The following is a 23,046-nucleotide window of genomic DNA, read 5'->3' on the forward strand; positions in this document are numbered from 1 at the left end:
ACTTGTCGTCGCAGGGGCAATTCGCAGAAAAAGTTTTCCCTTGGCATAGCCATTGCATACGATTGCATCAAAATTAATCATCGGAAGCCGGAAAGGGACTGAGGCGATGTTTATCAAGAACAACAACACACGGGCGGCGCTGATCGCGCTGTTGGCGCTTGGCAGCGCAGCTGCATGGCCGCGGGTGGCGGCTGCCGAAACTGTGCTGCGCATCGGCATGACTGCTGCCGATATTCCGCGCACGCTCGGCCAGCCCGATCAGGGTTTTGAGGGCAACCGCTTCACCGGCCTCACCATGTACGATGCGCTGACCAGCTGGGACCTGTCCTCTGCCGACAAGGCGAGCGTGGTGATCCCCGGCCTTGCCACCGAATGGAAGGTCGACGATGCCGACAAGACCAAATGGACCTTCAAGCTGCGCCCAGGCGTCACCTTCCATGACGGCTCGCCGTTCAATGCCGATGCGGTGGTGTGGAATGTCGAGAAGGTGCTGAAGCAGGATGCGCCGCAATTCGACGCCAGCCAGGTCGGCGTCACGGCCTCGCGCATGCCCACGCTGGCCTCCGCGAAGAAGATCGACGACATGACCGTCGAGCTCACCACCAAGGAGCCTGACAGCTTCCTGCCGATCAACCTCACCAATCTGTTCATGGCAAGCCCGGCGAAGTGGCAGTCCTTCTACGACAAGGCCGAAGGCGCCGACGCCAAGGCGAAATCGCAGGCCGCATGGACCGCCTTCGCCAGGAGCGCCTCGGGCACCGGCCCGTGGAAGATGGCGAGCTTTACGCCGCGCGAGCGGCTCGAGCTGGTCAAGAATGCGAGCTACTGGAACAAGGATCGCGTGCCCAAGATCGACAAGATGGTGCTGCTGCCGATGCCGGAGGCGAACGCACGCACAGCGGCGCTGCTGTCCGGGCAGGTCGATTGGGTCGAGGCGCCGGCGCCGGACGCGATTCCCGAATTGAAGCAGCGCGGCTTCAAGCTCTACTCCAACGAGCAGCCGCACGTCTGGCCGTGGCAGTTCTCGCGCGTCGAGGGCTCGCCCTGGAACGATATCCGGGTGCGCAAGGCCGCGAACCTCTGCGTCGACCGCGAGGGCCTCAGGGACGGTCTGCTCGCGGGCCTGATGGTGCCAGCGACCGGCACCTTCGAGCCCGGCCACCCCTGGCGCGGCAATCCCACCTTCCAGATCAAGTACGACAAGGCGGCTGCGCAAAAGCTGATGCAGGAGGCCGGCTACGGTCCCAACAAGAAGCTGACCGTGAAGACGCAGACGTCGGCGTCCGGCTCGGGCCAGATGCAGCCCTTGCCGATGAACGAGTATCTCCAGCAGGCGCTGGCCGAATGCTATTTCGACGTCCAGCTCGACGTCATCGAATGGAATACGCTGTTCACCAACTGGCGCCGCGGCGCCAAGGATCCCAGCGCCAACGGCTCGCACGCGACCAACGTCACCTACGCGGCGATGGACCCGTTCTTCGCGCTGGTGCGCTTCCTGCAGTCGGGCATGGCGCCGCCGGTCTCGAACAATTGGGGCTTCATCAACAACCCCAAATTCGACGAGCTGGTGAAGAAGGCGCGCCAGACCTTCGATCCCGCCGCGCGCGACGCCGCACTCGCCGAATTGCACGCAGCCTCCGTCGATGACGCCGCCTTCCTCTACGTCGCCCACGACGTCGGCCCGCGCGCCATGAGCCCGAAGGTGACAGGCGTCGTGCAACCGAAGAGCTGGTTCATCGACTTCTCGCCGGTGTCGATCGCGCAGTAGCTCTGTCGATTTGCTCGGTGCACCCTCTCCCCTTGTGGGAGAGGGTGGCTTCGCTTTAGCGAAGCCGGGTGAGGGGTCTCTCTCCGCGGATGCGGACCCTTCGATTGGAAAAGTTGCGTCCGCGGACAGAACCCCTCATCCGGCGCTTGCGCGCCACCTTCTCCCGCAAGGGGAGAAGGAAGAAAGAAGACCAGTGCTCGCCTATACCGCCAGACGCATTGTCTACGTCGTCCCGATCGTCATCAGCGTGGCGCTGGTGTGCTTCCTGCTCGTGCACATCACGCCGGGCGATCCGCTGGTCGCCGTGCTGCCGGCCGATGCGTCGCAGGAGCTCGCCTCGCAGCTGCGCGCCGCCTATGGCTTCGACCGGCCGCTGCCGGTGCAGTTCGGCCTGTGGCTGCTGCGTGCCCTTCATGGCGATCTCGGCAATTCCATCGCGACGGGGCGTCCAGTGCTGGCCGAGGTCATGCGCGCGGTCGGCAACACCGTCACGCTCGCGATTGCCGCCGCCATCATCGGCTTCACCATGGGCGTCCTGCTTGGCCTGATCGCCGGCTATTTCCGCGAGACCTGGATCGACAAGGTCGCGACCTCCTTTGCCATCGCCGGCGTCTCGGTGCCGCATTACTGGCTCGGCATGCTGCTCGTCATCATCTTCTCGGTCCAGCTGAACTGGCTGCCCGCGGTCGGCGCCGGCCCCAGCGGCTCCAATTCCTGGGCGTGGGATTGGGCGCACCTCAAATATCTCGTGCTGCCGGCGATCACGACGTCGGTGATCCCGATGGGCATCGTCACCCGCACGGTGCGTGCGCTCACCGGCGACATTCTCTCGCAGGATTTCGTCGAGGCCTTGCGCGCAAAGGGCCTGCGCGAAACCGGCGTGTTCCGCCACGTCATCAAGAATGCCGCGCCCACCGCCCTCGCGGTGATGGGGCTTCAGCTCGGCTACATGCTCGGCGGCTCGATCCTGATCGAGACCGTGTTCTCCTGGCCTGGCTCGGGCTTCCTGCTCAACTCGGCGATCTTCCAGCGTGACCTGCCGCTGCTGCAGGGCACGATCCTGATCCTGGCGCTGTTCTTCGTCTTCCTCAATCTCCTGGTCGACATCGCCCAAGCCGCGATCGACCCGCGCATCAAGCGGGGCTAGCCGATGAGCGAGCTTCCGTTGTCCGCCACCGCCAGCGATGCCGCGCTGCAGGCCGCGCCCGCCACCAAGGCGCGCGGTTATTGGGCGACCGTCGGCCGCCGCATCATGCGCGACAAGGTCAGCATGGCCTGCGCTCTGGTGCTGCTGCTGATCTTCCTGTCCGCGATCCTCGCGCCGTGGCTCGGTCTCGAAGACCCCTACAAGGGTTCGATGATCCGCCGCCTCCGCCACATCGGCACCACAGGCTATCCGCTCGGCACCGACGAGCTCGGCCGCGACATGCTGGCCCGGCTGATCTATGGCGGGCGCCTGTCGCTGGTCATCGGCATCCTGCCCGTGATCCTGGCCTTCTGCATCGGTACCTCGCTCGGCATCATTGCCGGCTATGTCGGCGGCAAGCTCAACACCGCGATCATGCGCACGGTGGACGTGTTCTACGCCTTCCCGTCGGTGCTGCTGGCGATCGCGATCTCCGGCGCGCTCGGCGCCGGCATCCTCAACTCCATCGTGGCGCTGACCATCGTGTTCGTGCCGCAGATCACCCGCGTCGCCGAGAGCGTCACCACGGGCGTACGCAACATGGACTTCGTCGAGGCCGCACGTGCCTCCGGCGCGGGCGCCTTCACCATCATGCGCGTCCACATCCTCGGCAACGTGCTGGGCGCGATCTTCGTCTATGCCACCAGTCTGATCTCGGTCTCGATGATCCTGGCGGCCGGTCTGTCCTTCCTCGGCCTCGGCACCAAGCCGCCGGAGCCGGAATGGGGCCTGATGCTGAACACGCTGCGCACCGCGATCTACGTTAATCCCTGGGTCGCAGCCTTGCCGGGCGCGATGATCTTCGCGGTCTCGATCTGCTTCAATCTGCTCTCGGACGGCCTGCGTAGCGCCATGGACATCAGGAACTAGGCCATGAGCGAAACCAACACCTCCGTCGAAATGCTGGAGCCGGTCGAGGACCGCGGTGGGCTCGCGCAGCCGCTGCTGCAGGTCAACGGCCTGACCAAGCATTTCCCGGTGCGCGGCGGCCTGTTCTCCGCCAAGCGCACGGTGCGTGCCGTCGACAATGTCTCCTTCTCCGTCGCCAAGGGCGAGACGGTCGGCATCGTCGGCGAGTCCGGCTGCGGCAAGTCCACGACCGCGCGGCTCCTGATGCACCTGATGCCGCGCGATGACGGCGACATCATCTATGACGGCATGACCGTCGGCCAGTCGCTAAGCTTGCGCGAGCTGCGCCGCGGCATGCAGATGGTGTTCCAGGATTCCTACGCCTCGCTCAACCCGCGCCTGACGATCGAGGAATCCGTCGCCTTCGGTCCAAAGGTCCATGGCATGGCCGATGGCGCGGCGCGCAACCTGGCGCGAGAGCTGCTCGGCAAGGTCGGCCTGCGCCCGGAAAACTTCGCCAACCGCTATCCGCACGAGATCTCCGGCGGCCAGCGCCAGCGCGTCAACATCGCCCGTGCGCTGGCGCTGTCGCCGCGGCTGGTGATCCTGGACGAAGCCGTCTCGGCGCTCGACAAATCCGTCGAGGCGCAGGTGCTCAACCTGCTCGCCGATCTCAAGCGCGAATTCGGCCTCACCTATCTCTTCATCAGCCACGACCTCAACGTGGTGCGCTACATCTCGGACCGCGTGCTGGTGATGTATCTCGGCGAGGTCGTCGAGCTCGGCCCGGTCGACCAGGTCTGGGACAGCCCGGCCCATCCCTACACCCGGGCGCTGCTCGCGGCGATGCCGTCTTCGGACCCCGACAGGCGCACCGAGACGCCGCCGATCACGGGCGATCCGCCCAATCCGATCGATCCGCCGTCGGGCTGCCGTTTCCACACCCGTTGCCCGTTTGCGGAGCCGCTCTGCGCAAATGCGACACCAAAGCTCACTGCGCTGGATAATATGGGCCACGAGGCCGCGTGCTACATGGCGATACCGGGTTCAGGCCACAGCCGCGCCCCCAGGGGAGAAACCGCATGACGAGACCGACACCGAAAGAGATCAAGCCGATCGCGCATATCGCCGGCGTGCCCGTGGACGACGAGATCGCAACCCGCATCTCCAGCGCCATCGGCCCCGCCTTCGAGGGCTTCGCCGCCATCGCGGGTACGCTGCCGTTCGATCTGGAGCCCGCAACTTACGGGCTCGCGCAGACGCAGAAGGTGTCGAAATGAGCCGCGAGCCCGCCTTGATGACGCTCACCGAGGTCGCGCGCGCGATCGCGATGAAGCAGGTGTCCTCGCACGAGGCGACGCGGGCGCTGCTGCAGCGCATCGCGCAGTGGCAGCCGCATCTCAACGCCTTCATGTCGATCGAGGCCGAGGCTGCATTGAAAGCGGCGGATGCCGCCGATGCCGAGCTCGCCAAGGGCAATGTCCGCGGTCCCCTGCATGGCGTGCCGCTCGCGCACAAGGACATGTATTACGATGCCGGCCACGTCGCGACTTGCGGCTCGCTGATCCGCCGCGACTTCGTGCCGAACGTCACGTCCACCGCCTTGCAGCGGCTCAAGGACGCCGGCCAGGTCCGGCTCGGCACGCTGCATCTCGCCGAGTTCGCCTATGGCCCGACCGGGCACAACGCTCATTACGGTCCGGTGCGCAATCCCTGGAACGTCGCCCATATCACCGGCGGCTCCTCATCCGGCTCCGGCTCGGCGGTGGCCGCGCGCCTGACCTATGCGGCGCTTGGCTCGGACACCGGCGGCTCGATCCGCATGCCCGCGCATTTCTGTGGCGTCACGGGGCTCAAGACCACGGTGGGCCGCGTCAGCCGCGCCGGCGCAATGCCGCTGTCGCAATCGCTCGACACCGTCGGCCCGCTGGCCCGCACTGCCGAGGATTGCGCGCTCTTGCTGGCGCTGATGGCCGGGCCTGATCCCGCCGATTCGACCTGCAGCCACGAGCCGCTCGCGGACTACGTCGCAGCCACCAAGGCTTCGCTGAGGGGTCTCAAGATCGGCGTGCCCGCCTCGTTCTATGTCGACGATCTCGACAGCGAGGTCGCGCGCGTGCTGGACGAGACCATCGCGGTGCTCAAGCGCGAGGGCGCCGACATCGTCAAGGTCGAGCTGCCGGACCAGCGGCAATTGTCCTCGGCCAGCCAGCTCGTGCTCGCCGCGGAAGCCGCCGCCTTCCACAAGCGCTGGATGATCGAGCGCCCGCAGGACTATGGCCCGCAGGTCTTGATGCGGCTTCAGAACGGCCTCGCCGTTCCCGCCATCACCTATCTCGAGGCGATGCGTTGGCGCGGGCCGGCGCTCGCGGCCCACAATGCCGCGACGGCAGGCGTCGATGCGGTGATCGCGCCGGCGTCCCCGGTGCCGGCGCCGACGATCGAGGAGAGCGACGTCGGCGGCGGCCCGAACGCGCCGGCGCTGTTGCAGCGGCTGACGCTGTTCACCCGCCCGGTGAATTTCCTGGGCTTGCCGTCACTGACCATTCCTTCGGGCTTCACCACGACCGGCCTGCCGGTCGGCATGCAGCTGATCGGCCGCTCCTTCGACGAAGCCACCCTGCTGACCATTGGCGCCGCGTACCAGCGCGTCACCGACTATCACGACCGATTGCCGAAGCTGCCGTCATGAGAAACCTCGTCGAGATCTCAGGCCTCAACATCCGCTTCACCGGCGAGCGCACGGTCTATGCCGTGAACGATCTCAGTCTCTCGCTCGGCAATAGCGAGGTGCTGGGCCTGCTCGGCGAATCCGGTTCGGGCAAGAGCGTGACGCTGCGTGCCTTGATGCGCCTATTGCCGAAGAAGCGCACGCAGATTTCGGGGACGGTCAACGTCATGGGACAGGACGTGCTGGCCATGAACGACGAGCAGCTGTCGTCGTTCCGCGGCCAGACCGTCTCGATGATCTTCCAGGAGCCGGCGCTTGCGCTCGATCCGGTCTACACGATCGGCGCGCAGATCGCCGAAAGCGTGGTGCGCCACGAAGGCAAGAGCTTTGCAGAAGGGCGCGCACGGGCGCTGGAGATGCTCGAGGTCGTGCGCATTCCCTCGGCCAAGCGCCGGCTGGATGCCTATCCGCACGAAATGTCCGGCGGCATGCGCCAGCGCGCGATGATTGCGCTGGCGCTGGCCTGCCGGCCAAAAATCCTGCTGGCGGACGAACCGACGACGGCGCTCGATGCCACCGTGCAGATCCAGATTCTGCTCTTGCTGCGGGAGCTGCAGCGCGAGTTCGGCATGTCCGTCATCTTCGTCACCCACGACATCGGCGTCGCCATCGAGATCTGCGACCGCGTCGCGGTGATGTATGCGGGCCAGATCGTGGAGCAGGGCACCTTGCGCGACATCGTCCGCTCGCCGGTGCATCCCTATGCCAAGGGCCTGCTCGCCTCCACCATCCACGGCGCCAAGCGCGGACAGCGGCTGGAGACCATCCCCGGCACGCCGCCGTCGCTGGCCGAGAAGCCGCACAATTGCTCCTTCGCTCCCCGCTGCAAGCTCGCCGAGCCGCGCTGCCTGGAGCAATTGCCCGGGAATGTCGCGGTCGGGCCGGGTCGGGCCGCCAGATGCGTCCTGGCGGAGCCGGCCACCGTGCTGTCATAGTTCGGATGAGTTGAACCGGGCTGTGCGAGCCTTTCCAGCATTCACACCCCGTTCATTCCGGTTCCCGTTCCATGGCGCCTTTCACGGAGAGGGACCTCACGGATGTACATTTCCAACGAAGGCCTTCTCGTCATCCTGTTCGTCGGTCTCGTCGCCGGTTGGCTCGCCGGCAAGATCGTGCGGGGCGCCGGGTTCGGCCTGATCGGCGACATCGTGATCGGCATCTGCGGTGCGCTGGTGGCGAGCCTGCTGTTTCCAAAGCTCGGCATCCGCCTCGGCAGCGGCTTGATCTCCCAAATTGTCTATTCTGCCATCGGCGCGGTCATCCTGCTGCTGGTGGTACGCCTTGTGCGCGGCGGGGGCCGGCTCTAGCCTCTGCATTCGGCTGAGCGGAACTTGAGCCGCGCTTTTCGCGGAAGCGGCTGAAAGCCTGCAAGAAAAAGCCGCAAGCCTGTGGAATTCCGGACTTGCGCGGAAGGCTATCGGGGGTAGATGTGGCCCATGAGGCCTCGGATTAAATTCGACCGCGTTGGACGGCCGGAAAACAGATGTTAATCCAAGGCGAGTACTCCTTGAATCGCCTTTGAAATCAGGGCTTTGCCCGTTAGCCGAAAGAGATCAGACTGATGGCAGCCATCCCTGGCGTCCGCCGTTCGGAGCTCGGTGACGCCTTGCGCGCTTGTCGCACGGCCTTCATCGGCGTCGGCCTGATGAGCTGCATGATCAACCTGCTCTATCTGACCGGGTCGATCTTCATGCTGGAGGTCTATGACCGGGTGCTGCCGAGCCGCAGCATCCCCACCCTGGTCGGCCTGATCATCCTCGCCAGCTTCCTCTACATGGCGCAGGGCGTGCTGGACATGATCCGCAACCGCATCCTGGGGCGGATCGGCACCGCGCTCGACGAGGCCCTCAATAAGCGCGTGTTCGACACCATCGTGCGCCTGCCGCTGCTGGTCGGCAGCCGCAACGAGGGCCTGCAGCCGCTGCGCGATCTCGACAATGTCCGCTCCTTCCTCGGCAGCATGGGCCCCAGCGCATTCTTCGACCTGCCCTGGCTGCCGCTCTATCTCGCCATCTGCTTCGCCTTCCATGTCCTGATCGGCGTCACCGCGCTGGTCGGTGCCATCATCCTGGTCGGGCTGACGCTGGTCACCGAGTTCATGTCCCGCCAGCCGGCGAAGGAAGCGATGGGCCTCGCCGCCCAGCGCAACGATCTCGCCCAGGCCAGCCGCCGCAACGCCGAAGTGATGGTGTCGATGGGGATGGCCGGCCGGATGAACCAGCGCTGGAGCGAGGCCAACGAAAAATACCTCGCCGGCAATCAGCGGGCGAGCGACGTCGCCGGTGGTCTCGGCGCGGTCGCAAAGGTGCTGCGGATGATGCTGCAATCGGCCGTGCTCGCGGTCGGCGCCTATCTCGTCATCCACCAGGAGGCGACGGCCGGCATCATCATCGCCGGCTCGATCCTGTCCGCCCGCGCGCTCGCGCCGGTCGATCTCGCCATCGCGCATTGGAAATCCTTCGTCGCGGCGCGCCAGAGCTGGCAGCGTCTGACGCGCCTGTTGGAGCAGATGCCGGCGCAGGCGATGCCGACCCAGCTGCAGGCGCCGACCAGCCGGCTCTCGGTCGAAGGCGTCGCCATGGTGCCGCCCGGCGATCAGCGTCTCGTGGTGCAGGATGTCACCTTCGCGCTCGCCGCCGGCAACGGCCTTGGCGTGATCGGCCCGAGCGGTTCCGGCAAGTCGTCGCTGATCCGCGCGCTGGTCGGGGTCTGGCAGCCGGTGCGCGGCAAGGTGCGGCTCGACGGCGCGGCGCTCGATCAATGGACGAGCGACGCGCTCGGCCGCCATATCGGCTATCTGCCGCAGGACGTCGAATTGTTCGGCGGCACCATCGCGCAGAACATCAGCCGGTTCGATCCCGAGGCCACCTCCGAGGCGATCATCGCCGCAGCCAAGGAGGCCGGCGTGCACGAGATGATCATCAAGATGCGCGAGGGCTACAACACCCAAGTCGGCGAGCAGGGCGCCGCGCTTTCCGCAGGCCAGGCCCAGCGCGTGGCGCTGGCGCGCGCGCTCTACGGCAACCCCTTCCTGATCGTGCTCGACGAGCCCAATTCCAATCTCGACACCGAAGGCGACGAGGCGCTGACCCGCGCCGTCCGCTCGGCGCGCGAGCGCGGTGCCATCGTCGTCGTGGTGGCGCACCGCCCGATCGGCGTCGAGGCGGTCGACCAGATCCTGGTGCTGCGCGACGGTCGCATGCAGGCCTTTGGGCCGAAGGAGCAGGTGCTCGCCCAGGTGCTGCAGCCGCGCGTGACGCCGCCGGCGCCGATCAAGATCGTCAGCGAAGGCGGAGTGGCCAAACCATGAGCACGAAGCCATGAGCACGTTGGCCATCGGCGGCACCAAGGCGGCCGCGAAGACCGTCCGCGACTCCATCAGGTTCCACCTGATGCTCGGCCTTGTGATCGTGCTGGTCCTGGTCGTCGGCCTCGGCGGCTGGGCCTCGACCGTCCTGATCTCGGGCGCGCTGATTGCGCCGGGCCAGATCGTGGTCGAATCCAACGTCAAGAAGGTGCAGCATCCGACCGGCGGCGTGGTCGGCGAGGTGCGCGCCCGCGACGGCGACCTGGTCAAGTCCGGCGACATCGTGGTGCGGCTCGACGACACCGTCACCAAGGCCAATCTTGCCATCGTCACCAAGAACCTCGATGCGGCGCAGGTGCGTGCGGCGCGATTGCAGGCCGAGCAGCGCGGCCTCGACCGAATCGAGTTCCCGCAAGGCCTCATCGAGCGGGCGGGCGATCCCGACGTCAAGGCGCTGCTTGCGGCCGAGACCAAGCTGTTCGAGGTCCGCGTCAATGGCCGCACCGGGCAGAAGGCGCAGCTCCGCGAACGCATCACGCAGCTCAACGAGGAGATCGCCGGTCTCAGCGCCCAGGAAAAAGCCAAGGACCAGGAGATCGCGCTGGTGCTGAACGAGCTCACCGGCGTGCGTGAGCTCTACGAGAAGCGTCTTGTGCAGATCTCGCGCCTGACCCAGCTCGAGCGCGACTCGGCCCGCCTCAACGGCGAGCGCGCGCAGTACATCGCCGCGCGCGCCCAGGCCAAGGGCAAGATCACCGAGACCGAGCTCCAGATCATCCAGATCGACAAGGACGTGGTCAGCGAGGTCTCCAAGGACCTGCGCGAAACCAACGACAAGATCGGCGAGCTGATCGAGCGCAAGGTCGCGGCCGAAGACCAGCTCCGCCGCGTCGACATCCGCGCGCCGCAGGATGGCATGGTGCTGCAATCGACGGTGCACACGATCGGCGGCGTCGTCACGGCCGGCGATACCTTGATGCTGATCGTGCCGCAGACCGACGATCTCCAGGTCGAGGCCAAGGTCAATCCGGTCGACATCGACAAGCTCCAGATCGGCCAGAAGACGCTGCTGCGCCTGTCCGCGTTCAACCAGCGCACCACGCCCGAGCTCAACGGTGTCGTCAGCCGCGTCTCGCCCGACGTCACCACCGACCAGCGCACCGGCCAAGGCTACTACACCATCCGTGTCTCGATGCCGCCGGAAGAGATCGCCAGGCTCGGCGACGTCAAGATGATCCCCGGCATGCCGGTGGAAGCCTTCGTCCAGACCGGCGACCGCACGATGCTGTCCTATCTGATGAAGCCGCTTCACGACCAGCTGATGCGCGCCTTCCGCGAGAAGTGACGCACGACAGCGCGTCGTGGTCTCGTAGGGTGGGTTAGGCGAAGCCGTAACCCACCGCTTCTCTAACCGAGGATGCGGAAGTGGTGGGTTACGCTGCGCTAACCCACCCTACAACACCGCCTTCTTTGCTATAGTTCGACTTAGGCCCAATCACCCGGCGGTCGAACCATGCAATCTCCTCCCTCCATCCCCACCGCATCCTTCTCCGACGCGTCCCTCGCCGTTGCCCGCCTCGAGGAAATCTACGAGCGCAACACGAAATTCCTGCGCGACCGGTTCGAAGCCTATGTCGGCGGGGAAGCGATCACGATGCGGGTTCGCGCCTATTATCCCTTCGTCCGTATCACCACTGCGACGCATGCGCGGCTGGATTCGCGCCTTGCTTACGGCTTCGTCGCCGGACCCGGCGTGCATGAAACCAGCGTGACGCGGCCGGATCTGTTCCGCAGCTATTTCACCGAGCAGATCGGCCTCTTGATCCAGAACCACGGCGTGCCCGTCGAGATCGGCGAGTCCGCCGAGCCGATCCCGATCCACTTCGCCTATCGGCGCGACATCAATATCGAAGCCGCGATCACCACCAGCGAGAATTCGCCCGTGACACGCTCGCTGCGCGATGCGTTCGACGTGCCCGTTCTCGCGACCATGGACGATTCGATCGCCGACGGCACTTTCGAGCTCCAGCCTGATACGCCGGAGCCGCTGTCCCTGTTCCGCGCCGCCCGCGTCGATTACTCGTTGCGCCGGCTTTATCACTACACCGGCACCGATCCCGAATATTTCCAGAACTTCGTGATCTTCACCAACTACCAGTTCTATGTCGATGCCTTCGCGCAAGCGTGCCAGCAGCGGCTGCAGTCCGGCGAAGCCGGGCTCGAAGCTTTCGTCGCGCCCGGCAACGTGATCACGAACAGCGGCGGCGCGATCAGCGGCACCGCGCCGGCTCGCGCACCGCAGATGCCGGCCTTCCATCTGGTCGCACCTGGCTATCGCGGCATCACGTTGATCAACATCGGCACCGGTCCGTCCAATGCGCGCAACGTCACCGACCACGTCGCGGTGCTGCGGCCGCATGCCTGGCTGATGCTCGGCCATTGCGCCGGCCTGCGCAACACGCAGCGGCTCGGCGATTACGTGCTCGCGCACGGCTATGTGCGCGAGGATCACGTGCTCGATCGCGAGCTGCCGCTGTGGGTGCCGATCCCAGCGCTGGCCGAGATGCAGGTCGCGCTCGAGGAGGCGGTCGAGGACGTCACCGGGCTCGAAGGCTTCGAGCTCAAGCGCCTGATGCGCACCGGCACGGTCGCGAGCGTCGACAACCGCAATTGGGAAATTTCCGGGCCTGAGGTGATCCGCCGGCTGTCGCAATCGCGCGCGGTCGCGCTCGACATGGAATCGGCCGCCATCGCCGCCAATGGCTACCGCTTCCGCGTTCCCTACGGCACGCTGCTGTGTGTCTCCGACAAGCCGCTGCATGGCGAGATCAAGCTCGCGGGCATGGCCAGCGAGTTCTACCGCCGCCGCGTCGGCCAGCACCTTGAGATCGGCCTGAAGGCGCTGGAGCGGCTCAAGCAGCAGGAATCGGAACGGCTGCATTCGCGCAAGCTCCGCAGCTTTGCCGAAGTGGCGTTCCAGTAGGGCCGAAGCCGCACTTTGCTGCTGACAAGCGCAGCGATTTTCAGCATTGTCCGACGCGGGGCTCGACCGGGACGACTTGATGCCGCTCATGCGCCACAAGATCATTGGCCATGATCTGGAACGGCTGGCCTTTCGCTTCACCATGTTGAACGACGGCGAGGTCGTGCAGTGCCAGATCAGCGACGCCGCGATGGACGAGCTCGCGGGCATGCAGGGCACCGAAAGCAGCGCACGGCAGGCGCAATTCCTGTCGCTGCGCGAGACCATCGAGCGGATCGCGTCGGACCTCTACGACGAGGCACCGCGATTCCCGGGCTATGTGGTGCGCATTTTCATGCGGCATTTGGCAAAATAAGCCAGCCTGCATGCGATCTGCCAGGCGGTGAAAGGGCTGCGAAAGGATTCGTTAACGGCAGCCTGTAGTTGCAATGGATGGCGCCGACCCCGGCGTGCGATGATGTCTCGCGGTATTTCACGCCAACATTCTCGCATGACCAGAAGATCACTCCTGCTGCTCGTCGCCGTCGCCCTGCTGGCCGGAAATCTGGCATATGCCAGCCTCTCCGGGCCCAGCGGGTTTGCACGCGATTTCGATCAGAACCTCGCGCGATTCCCACTGGCGGCGTCTATCGCCCGCAGCGATCCCGCCCTCCGGGAGGTCTTGCTCCGAAAGACCGAGGCGGCGTTCAATGAAGGCGGATGGCCCGCCGCGAATGGCGTGCTCAACATCATTCTGGCGAACGAGATGGAAGCCTATGCCGATGACGAACACATCAATGCGGTGGACCGGGCAGAGCTGACAGCCCTTCTGAAGCTGATGAGCGACCCATTGGCATGCAAGTCCTTCCTCATGGCGGGTTCCCAGCGCGGCGAGTTTTCGGACGCAGCACAAGAGCTTGCAGAGCTCGGGGCGGCTCACGGGGCGGCGATCGCGAACGGTTTCGAACGCAAGACATAGGGTGTCGCCCGGGTGCAGGCTGGTGACGAGGAGCTCGGAGCGATCGAGATGCAATTGCGTCGGGGGCCTTTCGCGGAGCTCACCCGGCAGGAGCTCGGGGCAGAGTCGAGATACCTCGGCGGCAACCCCGCTTTGATGTGCAGCGCGGCCATCAAGAAGCAGCTCAATCTGCTGTCAGTAGACAGAGTTTACTCGGCTTACGCCTCGCGCCTGCGGCGAGCCAGGGATAACAAGATCGATGTCGTCGAGGTCCGCGCGAAGCTGTGCCGCGAACCCGGTAATAGCTTGTCTTGCCCCTGAGCGGGGGTATCGATGGTGAGATGAGCGTGGGCTCCGCTCATCCCTCAAGCTTTCTCAACAACAGCTTCAGCGCCGTCGCAGCGAATACCTGCATGTTGCCGAACCGGTCGTTGCTTCCCGTCTCCAGCGTCATCACCTCTGACGCGGGCCCTGCAACCGCCATGCAGCTATGGCCCGCCGAATCGCCGTAGCGGTTGCCGGTGGGGCCGGCGGCGCCGGTCTCGGACAGGCCCCAGTCGCTGTCGAAGCGCGTTCGCATCTGCTCGGCCAGCAATTGCGCGTAGGGCTCCGACGACGACCGAAAGCCCTTCATTCCTTCGTCCGAAATATCCATCAGCACGCGCCTGGCATCGCGCGTATAGACCACCGCGCCGCCGAGGAAATAGGCGGATGCGCCGGGCACCGCGAGCAGGCTGGCCGCGATCAGGCCGCCGGCGGAGGATTCGGCAACCGCAATGGTCTGTTTGCGCGCGATCAGTTTGGCGGCGACCTGTTCCGCAATGCCGACGAGCTCTTTCATGTCGTAACCCCTCATTCCTTCGCAACCGAGCTCAGCCTTCCTAGCATATGACAGGACGCTTGGCCGAGTTGCGGGCGGCGGGCAGGCCTGCTTGAATGGCGGGGACAAGAAGAGACATGCGAGGAAACGTGAGAAGGGAGACGTGATGGCGTCCCTGATCGCCGGCGGCATCGACTGCGACGTGCATCCGGCCGTGCCGCATCTGACCAGCCTGCTGCCGTACCTGAACGATTATTGGCGCGATCAGGTCACGACGCGCGGCATGGTCGACCTTATCTCGCAATCCTATCCGCAGAACTCGCCGATTACCGCGCGGCCGGATTGGCGCCCCGAGACCGGCAAGCCCGGCGAGAGTCTGGCGGCCATGCAGCGTCACGTGCTCGATGCTTTCAAGCTCGAATACGCCATCTGCAATCCGCTCTACGGCGTGCAGATGGTGTTTTCGGAAGACATGCAGGCCGCCTTCTGCCGCGCGCTGAATGATTGGCTGGCAAAGGAATGGCTCGATCGCGACTCGCGGCTGCGCGGCTCCATCGTGATCCCCACGCAAAGCGTCGAGAAAGCCGTTGCCGAGATCGAGCGCTGTGCACCGGACGAGCGCTTCGTGCAGGTGCTGATGCTGGTCATGGGCGATACGCCGCTCGGCAAGCGCGCGCTGTGGCCGATCTACGAGGCCGCGGAACGTCTGGAACTCCCGGTAGGCATCCACGCCGGTTCCGCCTATCACAATCCGCCGACCGCCGTGGGTTGGGGGTCCTATCACATCGAGGATTATGTTGGGCAGGCCCAGGCGTTCCAGACCCAGCTCACCAGCCTGATCGTCGAGGGCGTGTTCGCCAAATATCCGCGGCTGAAAATGGTGATGCTGGAGTCCGGCGTGTCCTGGATCGCGCCCTATCTGTGGCGCCTGCACAAGTTCTGGCGCGGGGTACGGATGGAGACGCCGTGGGTCGATCGCGCGCCGCTGGAGATTGTGCGCAGCAACATCCGTTTCTCGTTACAGCCATTTGATGCGCCGCCGGAACCTCAGACATTAATTCGCCTGTTTGATCATATGCAGTCCGACGAATTGGTCCTATTCTCCACGGACTATCCGCACTGGCAGTTCGACGGCCAGGACGCGCTGCCCGAAGGTCTGTCCCCCGATCTCGTGCGCAAGATCATGATCGACAATCCGCATGCAACCTATCCCCGCCTGAAATGAGCCCGCTGCCAAAGGAGGCAAGGCGATGAATATCCAGTTCCGCGAGAACCAAGAAGCCGCTTCCCCACTGAACGTCAAAACCGCAATCGCGGACTGCGACATCCATCCGGCGCGTACGACCCAGACCGAGCTCTACCCCTACCTCGCCAAACGCTGGCAGCACCATCTCGAGGTTTACGGCGTCCATGCCTATCAGGGCATGATGGAAGGCCCGCCCTATCCGAAGGCCCAGCCCAACGCCTCGCGCCGCGATGCCTATCCGCCGGAAGGCGGCCCGCAGGGCTCCTCGCTCGCCTTCATGCAGAAGCAATTGCTCGATCCCAACAACGTGCAGCTGGGCGTGCTCAATCCACTCAACACCGGGCAGGGCATCCGCAATCACGAGCTCTCAGCCGCTCTGTGCTCGGCGATCAACGATTGGCAGATCGACAAATGGACCAGCAAGGACAAGCGGCTGAAGGCCTCCATCGTCGTGGGCAATGAGGATGGGCTGTCGGCTGCGGCCGAGATCCGCGAGCGCGCCGGGGACAAGAATTTCGTGCAGGTGCTGCTGCTCAGCCGCAATGTCGAGCCGCTCGGCCAGCGCCGCTATTGGCCGATCTATCAGGCTGCGGAAGAGGCCGGCCTTCCCGTCGGCGTCCACGCCTTCGGCTTCGGTGGCAATCCGATCACACCCTCAGGCTGGCCGTCCTATTACATCGAGGAGATGGTCGGGCATTCGCAGTGCCAGCAATCGGCGCTTGCGAGCCTGGTTTTGGAGGGCGTGTTCGAGCGCTTCCCGAAATTGAAGATGGTGATGATCGAGGCCGGCTTCGGCTGGGCGCCGTCGCTGGCGTGGCGGCTGGACAAGGCCTGGCAGCGGCTCAGGAGCGAGGTGCCGCATGTAAAACGGCCGCCGTCGGAATATATCCGCGAGCAGGTGTGGTGGACGACGCAGCCGATGGAAGATCCTGAAAGGCGCGAGGATCTGTTCGATGTCATCAAATGGATCGGCTGGGATCGTCTCTTGTTCGCCACCGATTATCCGCATTGGGACTATGACGAGCCGTCGCGCGTGCTGCCGGCGGGAGTCAGCGAGGACAATCGCGAGGCGTTCTATCTCGGCAACGCAAAGAAGCTGTACGGGATAACCGCATGATCCGAAAAAGTGTGAAGCGGTTTTTCGGTCAGATCATGCGGAAAACATAGCATGGCGCGGCATGTGATTGCCGCGGTCGACGAGCTTCCGCCCGGCACGCGAAAATTCCTGGAGATCGACGGGCGGCCGATCGCAGTCTTCAACATCAAGGGCGAATATTTCGGCCTGATGAACCGCTGCCCGCATCAAGGCGCGGCGCTGTGTGAGGGCCCGCTGATCGGTCTCGCACAGTCGAGCAACCCCGGCGAGATCGAATACACCAAGTTAGGTGAGATCATCCGCTGCCCATGGCACGGCTGGGAGTTCGACATCCGCACCGGCCAATCCTATTGCGACCCCCGCCGTTTCCGCGTGAAGGCCTATCCCGCCCATGTCGAGCCGGGCGCCAGCGTGGTGAAGGGGCCGTATGTCGCCGAGACCATCCCGGTGAAAGTCGAGAGCGACTACGTGGTGGTCGAAATCTAAGCCGCACCGGCGGTGCGCTCCCTCGCCCCGTTCTTACGGGGAGAGGGTTGGGGTGAGGGGCCTCTCTCAACACGAGCGGTCGTCGAGATATCTGTACCCCCTCACCCGAATTCGATCTGCGATCGAATTCGACCTCTCCCCGCAAGCGGGGAGAGATGAAGAGAGTGCGCGTCCCGAAATGACACCGTCTAGCGCCCCGCCACCGGCTCCGGCACCGCATCATAGGCCGGCACTGTGCCGCCGCCGCGATACACCGTCGAGGCCGCGATGATGCCGAGCAGGGCGGCGAACATCAGCCAGAAGCCGGGCGCGGCCTTGTCGCCGGTGCGCTCGATCAGCCAGGTCGAGGCGAACGGCGTGAAGGTGCCGAACAGGGCGGCGGCGAGCGCGAAGGCGAGCGAGAAGCAGGTGGTGCGCACATGCGCCGGCACGATCTCGACGAGTGCGCCGAGCATGGTGCCGCTGTAGACGCCGAAATAGAACGAGAACATCATCTCGACCGCGAGCAGCTTGCCGAACGTCGGCGCGGCCACCAGCCAGTGCAGCGCCGGATAGGCGGTGACGAGAGAGAGGCCGGCGATGGCGAGCAGCACCGGCTTGCGGCCGATGCGATCGGACAGCGCGCCGCCGACCGGATTCCAGATGAAGTTGCTCACTGCGACGAGCAATGTCACGAGCAACGCGTCCTGCGTCGACAGCTTCAGCACAGTCTTGCCAAAGGTCGGCGTGTAGACGGTGACGAAATAGAACGTCGTCGTAGTCAGGATCGCGATCATCATGCCGAGCACGACGATGCGCCAGTTGGTGAGTGCGGAGGCGAACACCTCGCGCGTCGTCGGATGCTTTCTCATGGCAAGGAAGGCCGGCGTCTCCTCCAGCGTCCGCCGCAGGATGAAGATCAGCGGAATGATCAGGCAGCCCACGAAGAAGGGAATGCGCCAGCCCCAGGCGGCCACCAAGTCGGCCGGCATCACCTCCGAGAGGATGAAGCCGAGGATCGAGGCCACGAAGATCGCGACCTGCTGGCTCGCCGATTGGAACGAGGTGTAGAAGCCGCGATTGCCGGGCGTTGCAATTTCGGCGAGGTACACCGACACGCCCCCGAGCTCGACGCCTGCCGAGAAGCCCTGCAGCAACCGGCCGATCAGCACGATGACCGGCGCGGCGATGCCGATGGTCGCGTAGCTCGGGCAGAACGCGATGACGACGGTGCCGAAGGCCATGATGCCGAGCGTGACGATCAGGCCTTGGCGGCGGCCGATGCGGTCGATATAGGCGCCGAGCACGATCGCGCCGACGGGACGCATGAGAGCGCCGAGCCAGAACACGCCGAACGTGTTGAGTAGCGAGGCCGTCTCGTTGGTGGAGGGGAAGAACGCCTTGCCGATCGCGGCGGCATAGAAGCCGAACAGGAAGAAGTCGAACTGCTCGAGGAAATTGCCCGAGGTCGCGCGCAGGATGGCGCCGATGCGCGATTTGATTGCGGGTGGATTGGTCGATGCGGCTGATCCAGCCATGGCGTTCTCCCCTTGGAAAGGCGTGGCCGGCCGAGAATCGTTCTCTCGGCAAGGCGACAGATTGATGCTGCGACAATCTGCCATACCCCTTCCCGCGCGGGGCGAGGCGAGTCAACCGATTTCGCCGGGGAAGCTGATGAATTTTCAGGCTTTATTTTGCGCTGCAGCGATCATCCAGTCGCGAAAAGCGACCAGCTTTGGCGCCTCACGACGGCCCTCGGGCGAGACCAGGTAAAAGCCGGCGTCCGCCGGCAGCGCGATCTTGAAGGGGACCACGAGCCGGCCCTTGGCGATGTCGTCCTGCACATAGGAGGTCCGTCCCATCGCGACGCCGATGCCGTCGATGGCGGCCTGGATGGTCATGAAGATCATGTCGAAGGTGATGCCGGGGTGCCTTGCGATATCGGCCGGCAGGCCCGCCGCGGTCAGCCACAGCCGCCAGTCGTCGCTGTTGGTGCTCGACGTGTGCAGCAGCGGATGGTTGCGCAGGTCCTCGGGGCGGCGCAGCGGCTTGTCGCCGCGCAGCAGCGATGGGCTGCACACCGGAAACAGCTCGTCCGCCATCAGCCAGTCGGCGCGCAGGCCCGGCCATTGGCCGCGACCATAGCGGATCGCGGCATCGACATTGTCGCGCTGGAAGTCGACGAGGCTGGTCGAGGTGGTGATGCGCACATCGATGCCGGGGTGCTGCTCCTGGAAATCGGTCAGCCGCGGCAGCAGCCATTTGGCGGCGAGCGAGGCCAGCGTCGACACTGTCAGCACCTTGTCGTCGTCCTTGCGCAGGAGACGGTCCGTGGCGAGGCGCAAATCGTTGAAGGCGGCGCGGACGCCCGGCAAATAGTCGCGCGCCTCCGGCGTCAGCGCCAGCGCGCGGTTCTGCCGGATGAACAGGCGGATGCCGAGCTCCTCCTCCAGCCTGCGGATCTGATGGCTGATCGCGGTCTGGGTCACGTTCAGCTCGCTGGCTGCGAGCGTGAAGCTGAGATGGCGCGCGGCGGCCTCGAACGCCCGCAATCCGTTCAGGGAGGGCAATCTGGCAGTCATTTGGCAGCAGGATGCATGACGTTATTTCATGCGAAAAGGTACAAATTGTCGTTTGTCGCGGCGCAGCAGAAGGCAGATATTAGCGGTCAACTTAGCTCCAGGAGCTGAAAATGTCTACATTGACCGACAATTCGATGACAAATCATCATGCACAGGGCGTCCTCTACCAGATCGGCGAGGTCCTTCACGTCTGGCACGAGCGCTACCGGACCCGGCGCGAGCTGACCCACTGGACTGCCCGCGATCTCCAGGACGTCGGGCTGTCCTGGTCCGACATTGCCTACGAGGCCGAGAAACCCTTCTGGCGGGCCTGATAGGCCGCCAGGCCGGCGCCGCCTGAGCACAGGGGCGCCGGCGGTCCCCTTTCCGCAGGGCATGTGTCATGAGCACCCTTCGCCTCGAAGACCTCAAGCAATATTCGGACGTGCTGCGCACCCGGCACGATGAGCGGCTCAATGTCCGCTTCGTCGAGCCGCGCGACACCGACGAGCTGCAGCACTATTTCCGCGCGCTCTCGACCCGCTCCCGCTACAACCGCTTCTTCGGTGCGATCAGCGAATTGCCGAAGGGCCTGCTGCACGATTTCCTCGAGGTCGGCGAGCGCGATCGCTTCACCATCGTGGCGACCATGATGGTCGACGGCTTCGAGACCATCGTCGCCGAAGCGCGCTATGCCTTCCATGCCGAGACCGCGACCCTCGAGTTCGGCCTCTCGGTCGATGACCGCTGGCAGGGCCACGGCATCGCCACCGCGCTGATGAAGAATCTCGAATGCCGCGCCGCCGCGCTCGGCGCCGAGCACATCTACGGCGACACGCTGCGCGCCAACGAGACCATGGTCTCGCTCGCGCGCAAAGCCGGCTTCACGTTCGTCAACCATCCGGACGATTGGAAGCTGGTGCGCTTCGACAAGGAGATCAACCTCGCTCCGCAAGACATTCCCTGTGCGAGCTGGCGGCTCGCCGCCCTTTCCCGTCAGGCCGACAGCCCCTCAGCCTCGGCCTGACATGACTGCAGCCCGGCCTGGCCAAGCCAGAGCCGGGCTTTTTGTTCTTGGTACCCGGATGGAGCGTAGCGCAATGCGGGATTCGGGCCACAAGCGAGACCTTCCCGGAATACGCTTCGCTCCATCCGAGCTGCGATAAGGCCTATTCTTCCTCGAGCCAGATACCCTGCTCGCTTAAAGCGGTGAGTATGGCCTCGATGTCTTCCGGTTCCGCCTCAGCTGACGGGATCAACTCGTTGAGTTGATCGAACGTAACATAGCCAGTCTTCTCCGCCAGGATGGCGGCCTTCCGGACCACTTCAGACCAATCCATTCAGCACTCCCAAAATAGGGTCCCTACTATATGGAATGGTCGAATGGTTGAGACCACGCAGCTCCGAATGGAGCGGCGCTTACTTCCCCGTGAACACCGTCTTGCGCTTTTCGATGAAGGCCTGCACGGCCTCCTTGTGGTCGGCGGTCGTGGTGAGGCGGACCAGCCTTTCGGCCTCGTGGTCGCGCGCGGTTTCGAAGTCGAACAGCAGGGCCTCGTCGAGATTGTCCTTCATGTAGCGGAGCGCGAGGCGCGGGCCTTCGGCGAGCGATTTGGCCAGTGCGAAGGCCTCGGTCTGCAATTTGTCGTCGGGCACGACGCGGTTGACGAGGCCGATCGCCTCGGCGCGCGCGGCATCGACGCGCTCGCCGGTGAACATCAATTCGCGCGCCCGCGCGGTGCCGACCAGCCGAGTGAGCAACCAGGCGATGCCATAATCGCCGCTGAGCGCGATGCGGGCATAGCCGGTGGCGACGAAGGCGGATTGCGCGGCGATGCGGATGTCGCAGGCCATGGCGATGGCGAGCCCGGCGCCGACCGCGGGGCCGGGCAGCGCAGCGATCGTCGGCTTGCGCACAGACACCAGCGCGCCGGTGAGCAGCCGCTGCCGCTCCTGCAGGTCGGCGACCTTGTCGTCAAAGGACATGTCGAGCTTGGCCTTGTCGCGATGCGCACCCATGCCCTTGACGTTGCCGCCGGCGCAGAAGGCTTCGCCCGCGCCGGTCAGCAGCAGTGCGCCGACATCGGGATTCTCGCCGCAGCTCCGGATCATCGTGCGCAGCGCCGGCGTCAGCGCGTCCGACAGCGAATTGCGCGCCTCCGGCCGGTTCAGCGTGATCACAGCGACGCGGTCGCGGATCGTGCAGAGGAGCTCATTGGTGCCGGTGTCGATGGTGGTTTCCGTGGTCATTGTCCCTCCCGGTCTCGTAGGGTGGGCAAAGCGAAGCGTGCCCACCATTATTTCTAAAGTTCGAGATCGTGGGCACGGCGCTTCGCGCCTTTGCCCACGCTACGGCAGTGTGCCCTCAAAACCTCTCCACCCAGGGCCGCAGCTCCAGCTCCCAGCTCCAGGCGCTGCGCGGCTGCTGCAGCACGTTCCAATAGCTCTGTGCGATCGCGTCGGGATCGAGCATCGAGTCCGGCTTGTCCGCCGGATCCGTCCGCGCGGCGCTCCTGATGCCGCCGTCGATGACGAAATGCGCGACATGGATGCCCTGCGGCGAGAGTTCGCGCGCCATGCTCTGGGCAAGGCCCCGCAGCGCGAACTTGCCCATCGCGAAGGGAGCGGACTGCGCATAGCCCTTGACGCTGGCGGAGGCGCCGGTGAACAGGATCGCGCCGTGCTGGTTCGGCAGCATGCGCTTGGCGGCCTGCTGCGCCACCAGGAAGCCGCCATAGGCGCTGACCGCAATCGCCTGCGCGACGTCGGCCGGCACGAGATCGACGAACGGCCCGCGCGTGCGGCCGGAGGCGTTGTAGACGACGAGGTCGGGCGTGCCGATCTCGCGCTCGACCAGACCGAACAGCCGCTCCACCTCGTCGGGCTCGGTGGCGTTGCAGGCATAGGCCTTGGCCCCGGTCTCGGTGCAGAGCGCGCCAAGCTTCTCGATCTTGCGTGCGGCGAGCGCGATGCGGATGCCCTGCGCCGCTAGCAGGCGCGCCAGCGATGCGCTGAGGCCTTCGCCGGCACCGACGATGAGGGCGATCTTGTACTTCGGGTGTTCCATGGCGTGATCTCTCGGAGGTAGGAGCCGCTG

The 23,046-nt window shown here is 65.1% G+C and carries 24 protein-coding genes; 18 read left to right on the forward strand and 6 right to left on the reverse strand.

Annotation, left to right across the window (positions count from 1 at the left end):
- Positions 1-106: 106 nt before the first annotated feature.
- The 13 genes from ACTEK7_RS17095 to ACTEK7_RS17155 all read left to right on the forward strand — a co-directional run bounded on the left by ACTEK7_RS17095 (position 107) and on the right by ACTEK7_RS17155 (position 13,782).
- Positions 107-1,768, forward strand: coding sequence for an ABC transporter substrate-binding protein (locus ACTEK7_RS17095; RefSeq protein ID WP_225129037.1), 1,662 nt, complete (start codon positions 107-109; stop codon positions 1,766-1,768).
- Between the two features lie 193 nt (positions 1,769-1,961).
- Positions 1,962-2,915, forward strand: a complete 954-nt coding sequence (locus ACTEK7_RS17100) for an ABC transporter permease (RefSeq protein WP_225146250.1) — start codon at positions 1,962-1,964, stop codon at positions 2,913-2,915.
- A gap of 3 nt (positions 2,916-2,918) precedes the next feature.
- Complete coding sequence (locus ACTEK7_RS17105) at positions 2,919-3,824, forward strand: ABC transporter permease (RefSeq protein WP_035997066.1); 906 nt, start codon at positions 2,919-2,921, stop codon at positions 3,822-3,824.
- Positions 3,825-3,827: 3 nt separating this feature from the next.
- Positions 3,828-4,889, forward strand: a complete 1,062-nt coding sequence (locus tag ACTEK7_RS17110; RefSeq protein WP_225146251.1) for an ABC transporter ATP-binding protein — start codon at positions 3,828-3,830, stop codon at positions 4,887-4,889.
- Positions 4,886-5,083, forward strand: a complete 198-nt coding sequence (locus tag ACTEK7_RS17115) for a hypothetical protein (protein WP_225129039.1) — start codon at positions 4,886-4,888, stop codon at positions 5,081-5,083. Before ACTEK7_RS17110 ends, ACTEK7_RS17115 begins: the two co-directional genes overlap by 4 nt.
- On the forward strand, positions 5,080-6,495 hold the full coding sequence (locus ACTEK7_RS17120; RefSeq protein ID WP_225146252.1) for an amidase: 1,416 nt from the start codon (positions 5,080-5,082) through the stop codon (positions 6,493-6,495). Before ACTEK7_RS17115 ends, ACTEK7_RS17120 begins: the two co-directional genes overlap by 4 nt.
- A complete protein-coding gene (locus ACTEK7_RS17125; protein WP_035997077.1) occupies positions 6,492-7,469 on the forward strand; it encodes an ABC transporter ATP-binding protein in 978 nt (325 codons plus the stop codon). The genes ACTEK7_RS17120 and ACTEK7_RS17125 overlap by 4 nt, the downstream gene beginning before the upstream one ends.
- A 102-nt stretch (positions 7,470-7,571) precedes the next feature.
- Complete coding sequence (locus ACTEK7_RS17130) at positions 7,572-7,841, forward strand: GlsB/YeaQ/YmgE family stress response membrane protein (RefSeq protein WP_109142276.1); 270 nt, start codon at positions 7,572-7,574, stop codon at positions 7,839-7,841.
- Between the two features lie 254 nt (positions 7,842-8,095).
- Positions 8,096-9,844, forward strand: a complete 1,749-nt coding sequence (locus tag ACTEK7_RS17135; protein WP_035997082.1) for a type I secretion system permease/ATPase — start codon at positions 8,096-8,098, stop codon at positions 9,842-9,844.
- Positions 9,845-9,854: 10 nt separating this feature from the next.
- Positions 9,855-11,186 (forward strand): HlyD family type I secretion periplasmic adaptor subunit, encoded by a 1,332-nt coding sequence (locus ACTEK7_RS17140; RefSeq protein WP_036020913.1) that lies wholly within the window; start codon positions 9,855-9,857, stop codon positions 11,184-11,186.
- Between the two features lie 168 nt (positions 11,187-11,354).
- Positions 11,355-12,824, forward strand: a complete 1,470-nt coding sequence (locus ACTEK7_RS17145; RefSeq protein ID WP_074447674.1) for an AMP nucleosidase — start codon at positions 11,355-11,357, stop codon at positions 12,822-12,824.
- 79 nt (positions 12,825-12,903) lie between these two features.
- Entirely contained in the window at positions 12,904-13,179 is a 276-nt protein-coding gene (locus ACTEK7_RS17150; protein WP_035997098.1) for a DUF1488 family protein, read from the forward strand.
- 135 nt (positions 13,180-13,314) lie between these two features.
- The gene (locus tag ACTEK7_RS17155; protein WP_225146253.1) at positions 13,315-13,782 is read left to right on the forward strand and encodes a hypothetical protein; all 468 of its coding nucleotides are present in this window, start codon (positions 13,315-13,317) and stop codon (positions 13,780-13,782) included.
- Between the two features lie 337 nt (positions 13,783-14,119).
- On the opposite strand, the gene ACTEK7_RS17160 is transcribed toward ACTEK7_RS17155, so the two are convergent.
- On the reverse strand, positions 14,120-14,602 hold the full coding sequence (locus tag ACTEK7_RS17160) for a CinA family protein (protein WP_035997104.1): 483 nt from the start codon (positions 14,600-14,602) through the stop codon (positions 14,120-14,122).
- Positions 14,603-14,747: 145 nt separating this feature from the next.
- On the opposite strand from ACTEK7_RS17160, the gene ACTEK7_RS17165 reads away from it, so the two are divergent.
- Genes ACTEK7_RS17165 through ACTEK7_RS17175 form a run of 3 tightly spaced genes read left to right on the forward strand, consistent with a single transcriptional unit; the run spans position 14,748 to position 17,409 of the window.
- Entirely contained in the window at positions 14,748-15,806 is a 1,059-nt protein-coding gene (locus ACTEK7_RS17165; RefSeq protein WP_225146254.1) for an amidohydrolase family protein, read from the forward strand.
- A 25-nt stretch (positions 15,807-15,831) separates the two neighbouring features.
- Positions 15,832-16,944 carry an amidohydrolase family protein gene (locus tag ACTEK7_RS17170; RefSeq protein ID WP_225146255.1) on the forward strand — a complete coding sequence of 371 codons (1,113 nt, stop codon included), beginning with the start codon at positions 15,832-15,834 and terminating at the stop codon, positions 16,942-16,944.
- Between the two features lie 51 nt (positions 16,945-16,995).
- Entirely contained in the window at positions 16,996-17,409 is a 414-nt protein-coding gene (locus tag ACTEK7_RS17175) for a Rieske (2Fe-2S) protein (RefSeq protein WP_035997113.1), read from the forward strand.
- Between the two features lie 188 nt (positions 17,410-17,597).
- Here ACTEK7_RS17175 and tcuC read toward each other — a convergent pair whose 3' ends face one another.
- Together tcuC and ACTEK7_RS17185 are read right to left on the reverse strand one after the other, a co-directional pair.
- The gene (gene tcuC, locus ACTEK7_RS17180) at positions 17,598-18,926 is read right to left on the reverse strand and encodes an MFS transporter (RefSeq protein WP_036020933.1); all 1,329 of its coding nucleotides are present in this window, start codon (positions 18,924-18,926) and stop codon (positions 17,598-17,600) included.
- Positions 18,927-19,070: 144 nt separating this feature from the next.
- Positions 19,071-19,970 (reverse strand): transcriptional regulator GcvA, encoded by a 900-nt coding sequence (locus ACTEK7_RS17185; RefSeq protein WP_036020936.1) that lies wholly within the window; start codon positions 19,968-19,970, stop codon positions 19,071-19,073.
- A gap of 110 nt (positions 19,971-20,080) precedes the next feature.
- Between ACTEK7_RS17185 and ACTEK7_RS17190 the strand changes: the two genes are divergently transcribed.
- Positions 20,081-20,284: a DUF1127 domain-containing protein gene (locus ACTEK7_RS17190; protein WP_128266734.1), complete on the forward strand. Its 204-nt coding sequence runs from the start codon at positions 20,081-20,083 to the stop codon at positions 20,282-20,284.
- Between the two features lie 68 nt (positions 20,285-20,352).
- Positions 20,353-20,976, forward strand: coding sequence for a GNAT family N-acetyltransferase (locus ACTEK7_RS17195; protein WP_225146256.1), 624 nt, complete (start codon positions 20,353-20,355; stop codon positions 20,974-20,976).
- Positions 20,977-21,118: 142 nt separating this feature from the next.
- Here the strand turns inward: ACTEK7_RS17195 and ACTEK7_RS17200 are convergent, their stop codons facing one another.
- From ACTEK7_RS17200 to ACTEK7_RS17210, 3 genes are all read right to left on the reverse strand, one after another.
- Complete coding sequence (locus ACTEK7_RS17200; protein WP_225146257.1) at positions 21,119-21,289, reverse strand: RNA polymerase sigma factor region1.1 domain-containing protein; 171 nt, start codon at positions 21,287-21,289, stop codon at positions 21,119-21,121.
- Positions 21,290-21,368: 79 nt separating this feature from the next.
- Positions 21,369-22,199 (reverse strand): enoyl-CoA hydratase, encoded by an 831-nt coding sequence (locus ACTEK7_RS17205; RefSeq protein ID WP_225146258.1) that lies wholly within the window; start codon positions 22,197-22,199, stop codon positions 21,369-21,371.
- Between the two features lie 115 nt (positions 22,200-22,314).
- Positions 22,315-23,016: an SDR family oxidoreductase gene (locus ACTEK7_RS17210; RefSeq protein WP_225140827.1), complete on the reverse strand. Its 702-nt coding sequence runs from the start codon at positions 23,014-23,016 to the stop codon at positions 22,315-22,317.
- Positions 23,017-23,046 lie beyond the last annotated feature (30 nt).

Source organism: Bradyrhizobium sp. JHI2711 (assembly GCF_056156565.1).

What these genes read in the sequence shown, in the direction of transcription:
- ACTEK7_RS17095 (WP_225129037.1), top strand. Translation starts at nt 107, where the DNA reads ATGTTTATCAAGAACAACAACACACGGGCGGCGCTGATCGCGCTGTTG.
- ACTEK7_RS17105 (WP_035997066.1), top strand. Translation starts at nt 2,919, where the DNA reads ATGAGCGAGCTTCCGTTGTCCGCCACCGCCAGCGATGCCGCGCTGCAG.
- ACTEK7_RS17110 (WP_225146251.1), top strand. Translation starts at nt 3,828, where the DNA reads ATGAGCGAAACCAACACCTCCGTCGAAATGCTGGAGCCGGTCGAGGAC.
- ACTEK7_RS17115 (WP_225129039.1), top strand. Translation starts at nt 4,886, where the DNA reads ATGACGAGACCGACACCGAAAGAGATCAAGCCGATCGCGCATATCGCC.
- ACTEK7_RS17120 (WP_225146252.1), top strand. Translation starts at nt 5,080, where the DNA reads ATGAGCCGCGAGCCCGCCTTGATGACGCTCACCGAGGTCGCGCGCGCG.
- ACTEK7_RS17125 (WP_035997077.1), top strand. Translation starts at nt 6,492, where the DNA reads ATGAGAAACCTCGTCGAGATCTCAGGCCTCAACATCCGCTTCACCGGC.
- ACTEK7_RS17130 (WP_109142276.1), top strand. Translation starts at nt 7,572, where the DNA reads ATGTACATTTCCAACGAAGGCCTTCTCGTCATCCTGTTCGTCGGTCTC.
- ACTEK7_RS17135 (WP_035997082.1), top strand. Translation starts at nt 8,096, where the DNA reads ATGGCAGCCATCCCTGGCGTCCGCCGTTCGGAGCTCGGTGACGCCTTG.
- ACTEK7_RS17140 (WP_036020913.1), top strand. Translation starts at nt 9,855, where the DNA reads ATGAGCACGTTGGCCATCGGCGGCACCAAGGCGGCCGCGAAGACCGTC.
- ACTEK7_RS17145 (WP_074447674.1), top strand. Translation starts at nt 11,355, where the DNA reads ATGCAATCTCCTCCCTCCATCCCCACCGCATCCTTCTCCGACGCGTCC.
- ACTEK7_RS17150 (WP_035997098.1), top strand. Translation starts at nt 12,904, where the DNA reads ATGCCGCTCATGCGCCACAAGATCATTGGCCATGATCTGGAACGGCTG.
- ACTEK7_RS17155 (WP_225146253.1), top strand. Translation starts at nt 13,315, where the DNA reads ATGACCAGAAGATCACTCCTGCTGCTCGTCGCCGTCGCCCTGCTGGCC.
- ACTEK7_RS17160 (WP_035997104.1), bottom strand. Translation starts at nt 14,602, where the DNA reads ATGAAAGAGCTCGTCGGCATTGCGGAACAGGTCGCCGCCAAACTGATC.
- ACTEK7_RS17165 (WP_225146254.1), top strand. Translation starts at nt 14,748, where the DNA reads ATGGCGTCCCTGATCGCCGGCGGCATCGACTGCGACGTGCATCCGGCC.
- ACTEK7_RS17170 (WP_225146255.1), top strand. Translation starts at nt 15,832, where the DNA reads ATGAATATCCAGTTCCGCGAGAACCAAGAAGCCGCTTCCCCACTGAAC.
- ACTEK7_RS17175 (WP_035997113.1), top strand. Translation starts at nt 16,996, where the DNA reads ATGGCGCGGCATGTGATTGCCGCGGTCGACGAGCTTCCGCCCGGCACG.
- tcuC (WP_036020933.1), bottom strand. Translation starts at nt 18,926, where the DNA reads ATGGCTGGATCAGCCGCATCGACCAATCCACCCGCAATCAAATCGCGC.
- ACTEK7_RS17185 (WP_036020936.1), bottom strand. Translation starts at nt 19,970, where the DNA reads ATGACTGCCAGATTGCCCTCCCTGAACGGATTGCGGGCGTTCGAGGCC.
- ACTEK7_RS17190 (WP_128266734.1), top strand. Translation starts at nt 20,081, where the DNA reads ATGTCTACATTGACCGACAATTCGATGACAAATCATCATGCACAGGGC.
- ACTEK7_RS17195 (WP_225146256.1), top strand. Translation starts at nt 20,353, where the DNA reads ATGAGCACCCTTCGCCTCGAAGACCTCAAGCAATATTCGGACGTGCTG.
- ACTEK7_RS17200 (WP_225146257.1), bottom strand. Translation starts at nt 21,289, where the DNA reads ATGGATTGGTCTGAAGTGGTCCGGAAGGCCGCCATCCTGGCGGAGAAG.
- ACTEK7_RS17205 (WP_225146258.1), bottom strand. Translation starts at nt 22,199, where the DNA reads ATGACCACGGAAACCACCATCGACACCGGCACCAATGAGCTCCTCTGC.
- ACTEK7_RS17210 (WP_225140827.1), bottom strand. Translation starts at nt 23,016, where the DNA reads ATGGAACACCCGAAGTACAAGATCGCCCTCATCGTCGGTGCCGGCGAA.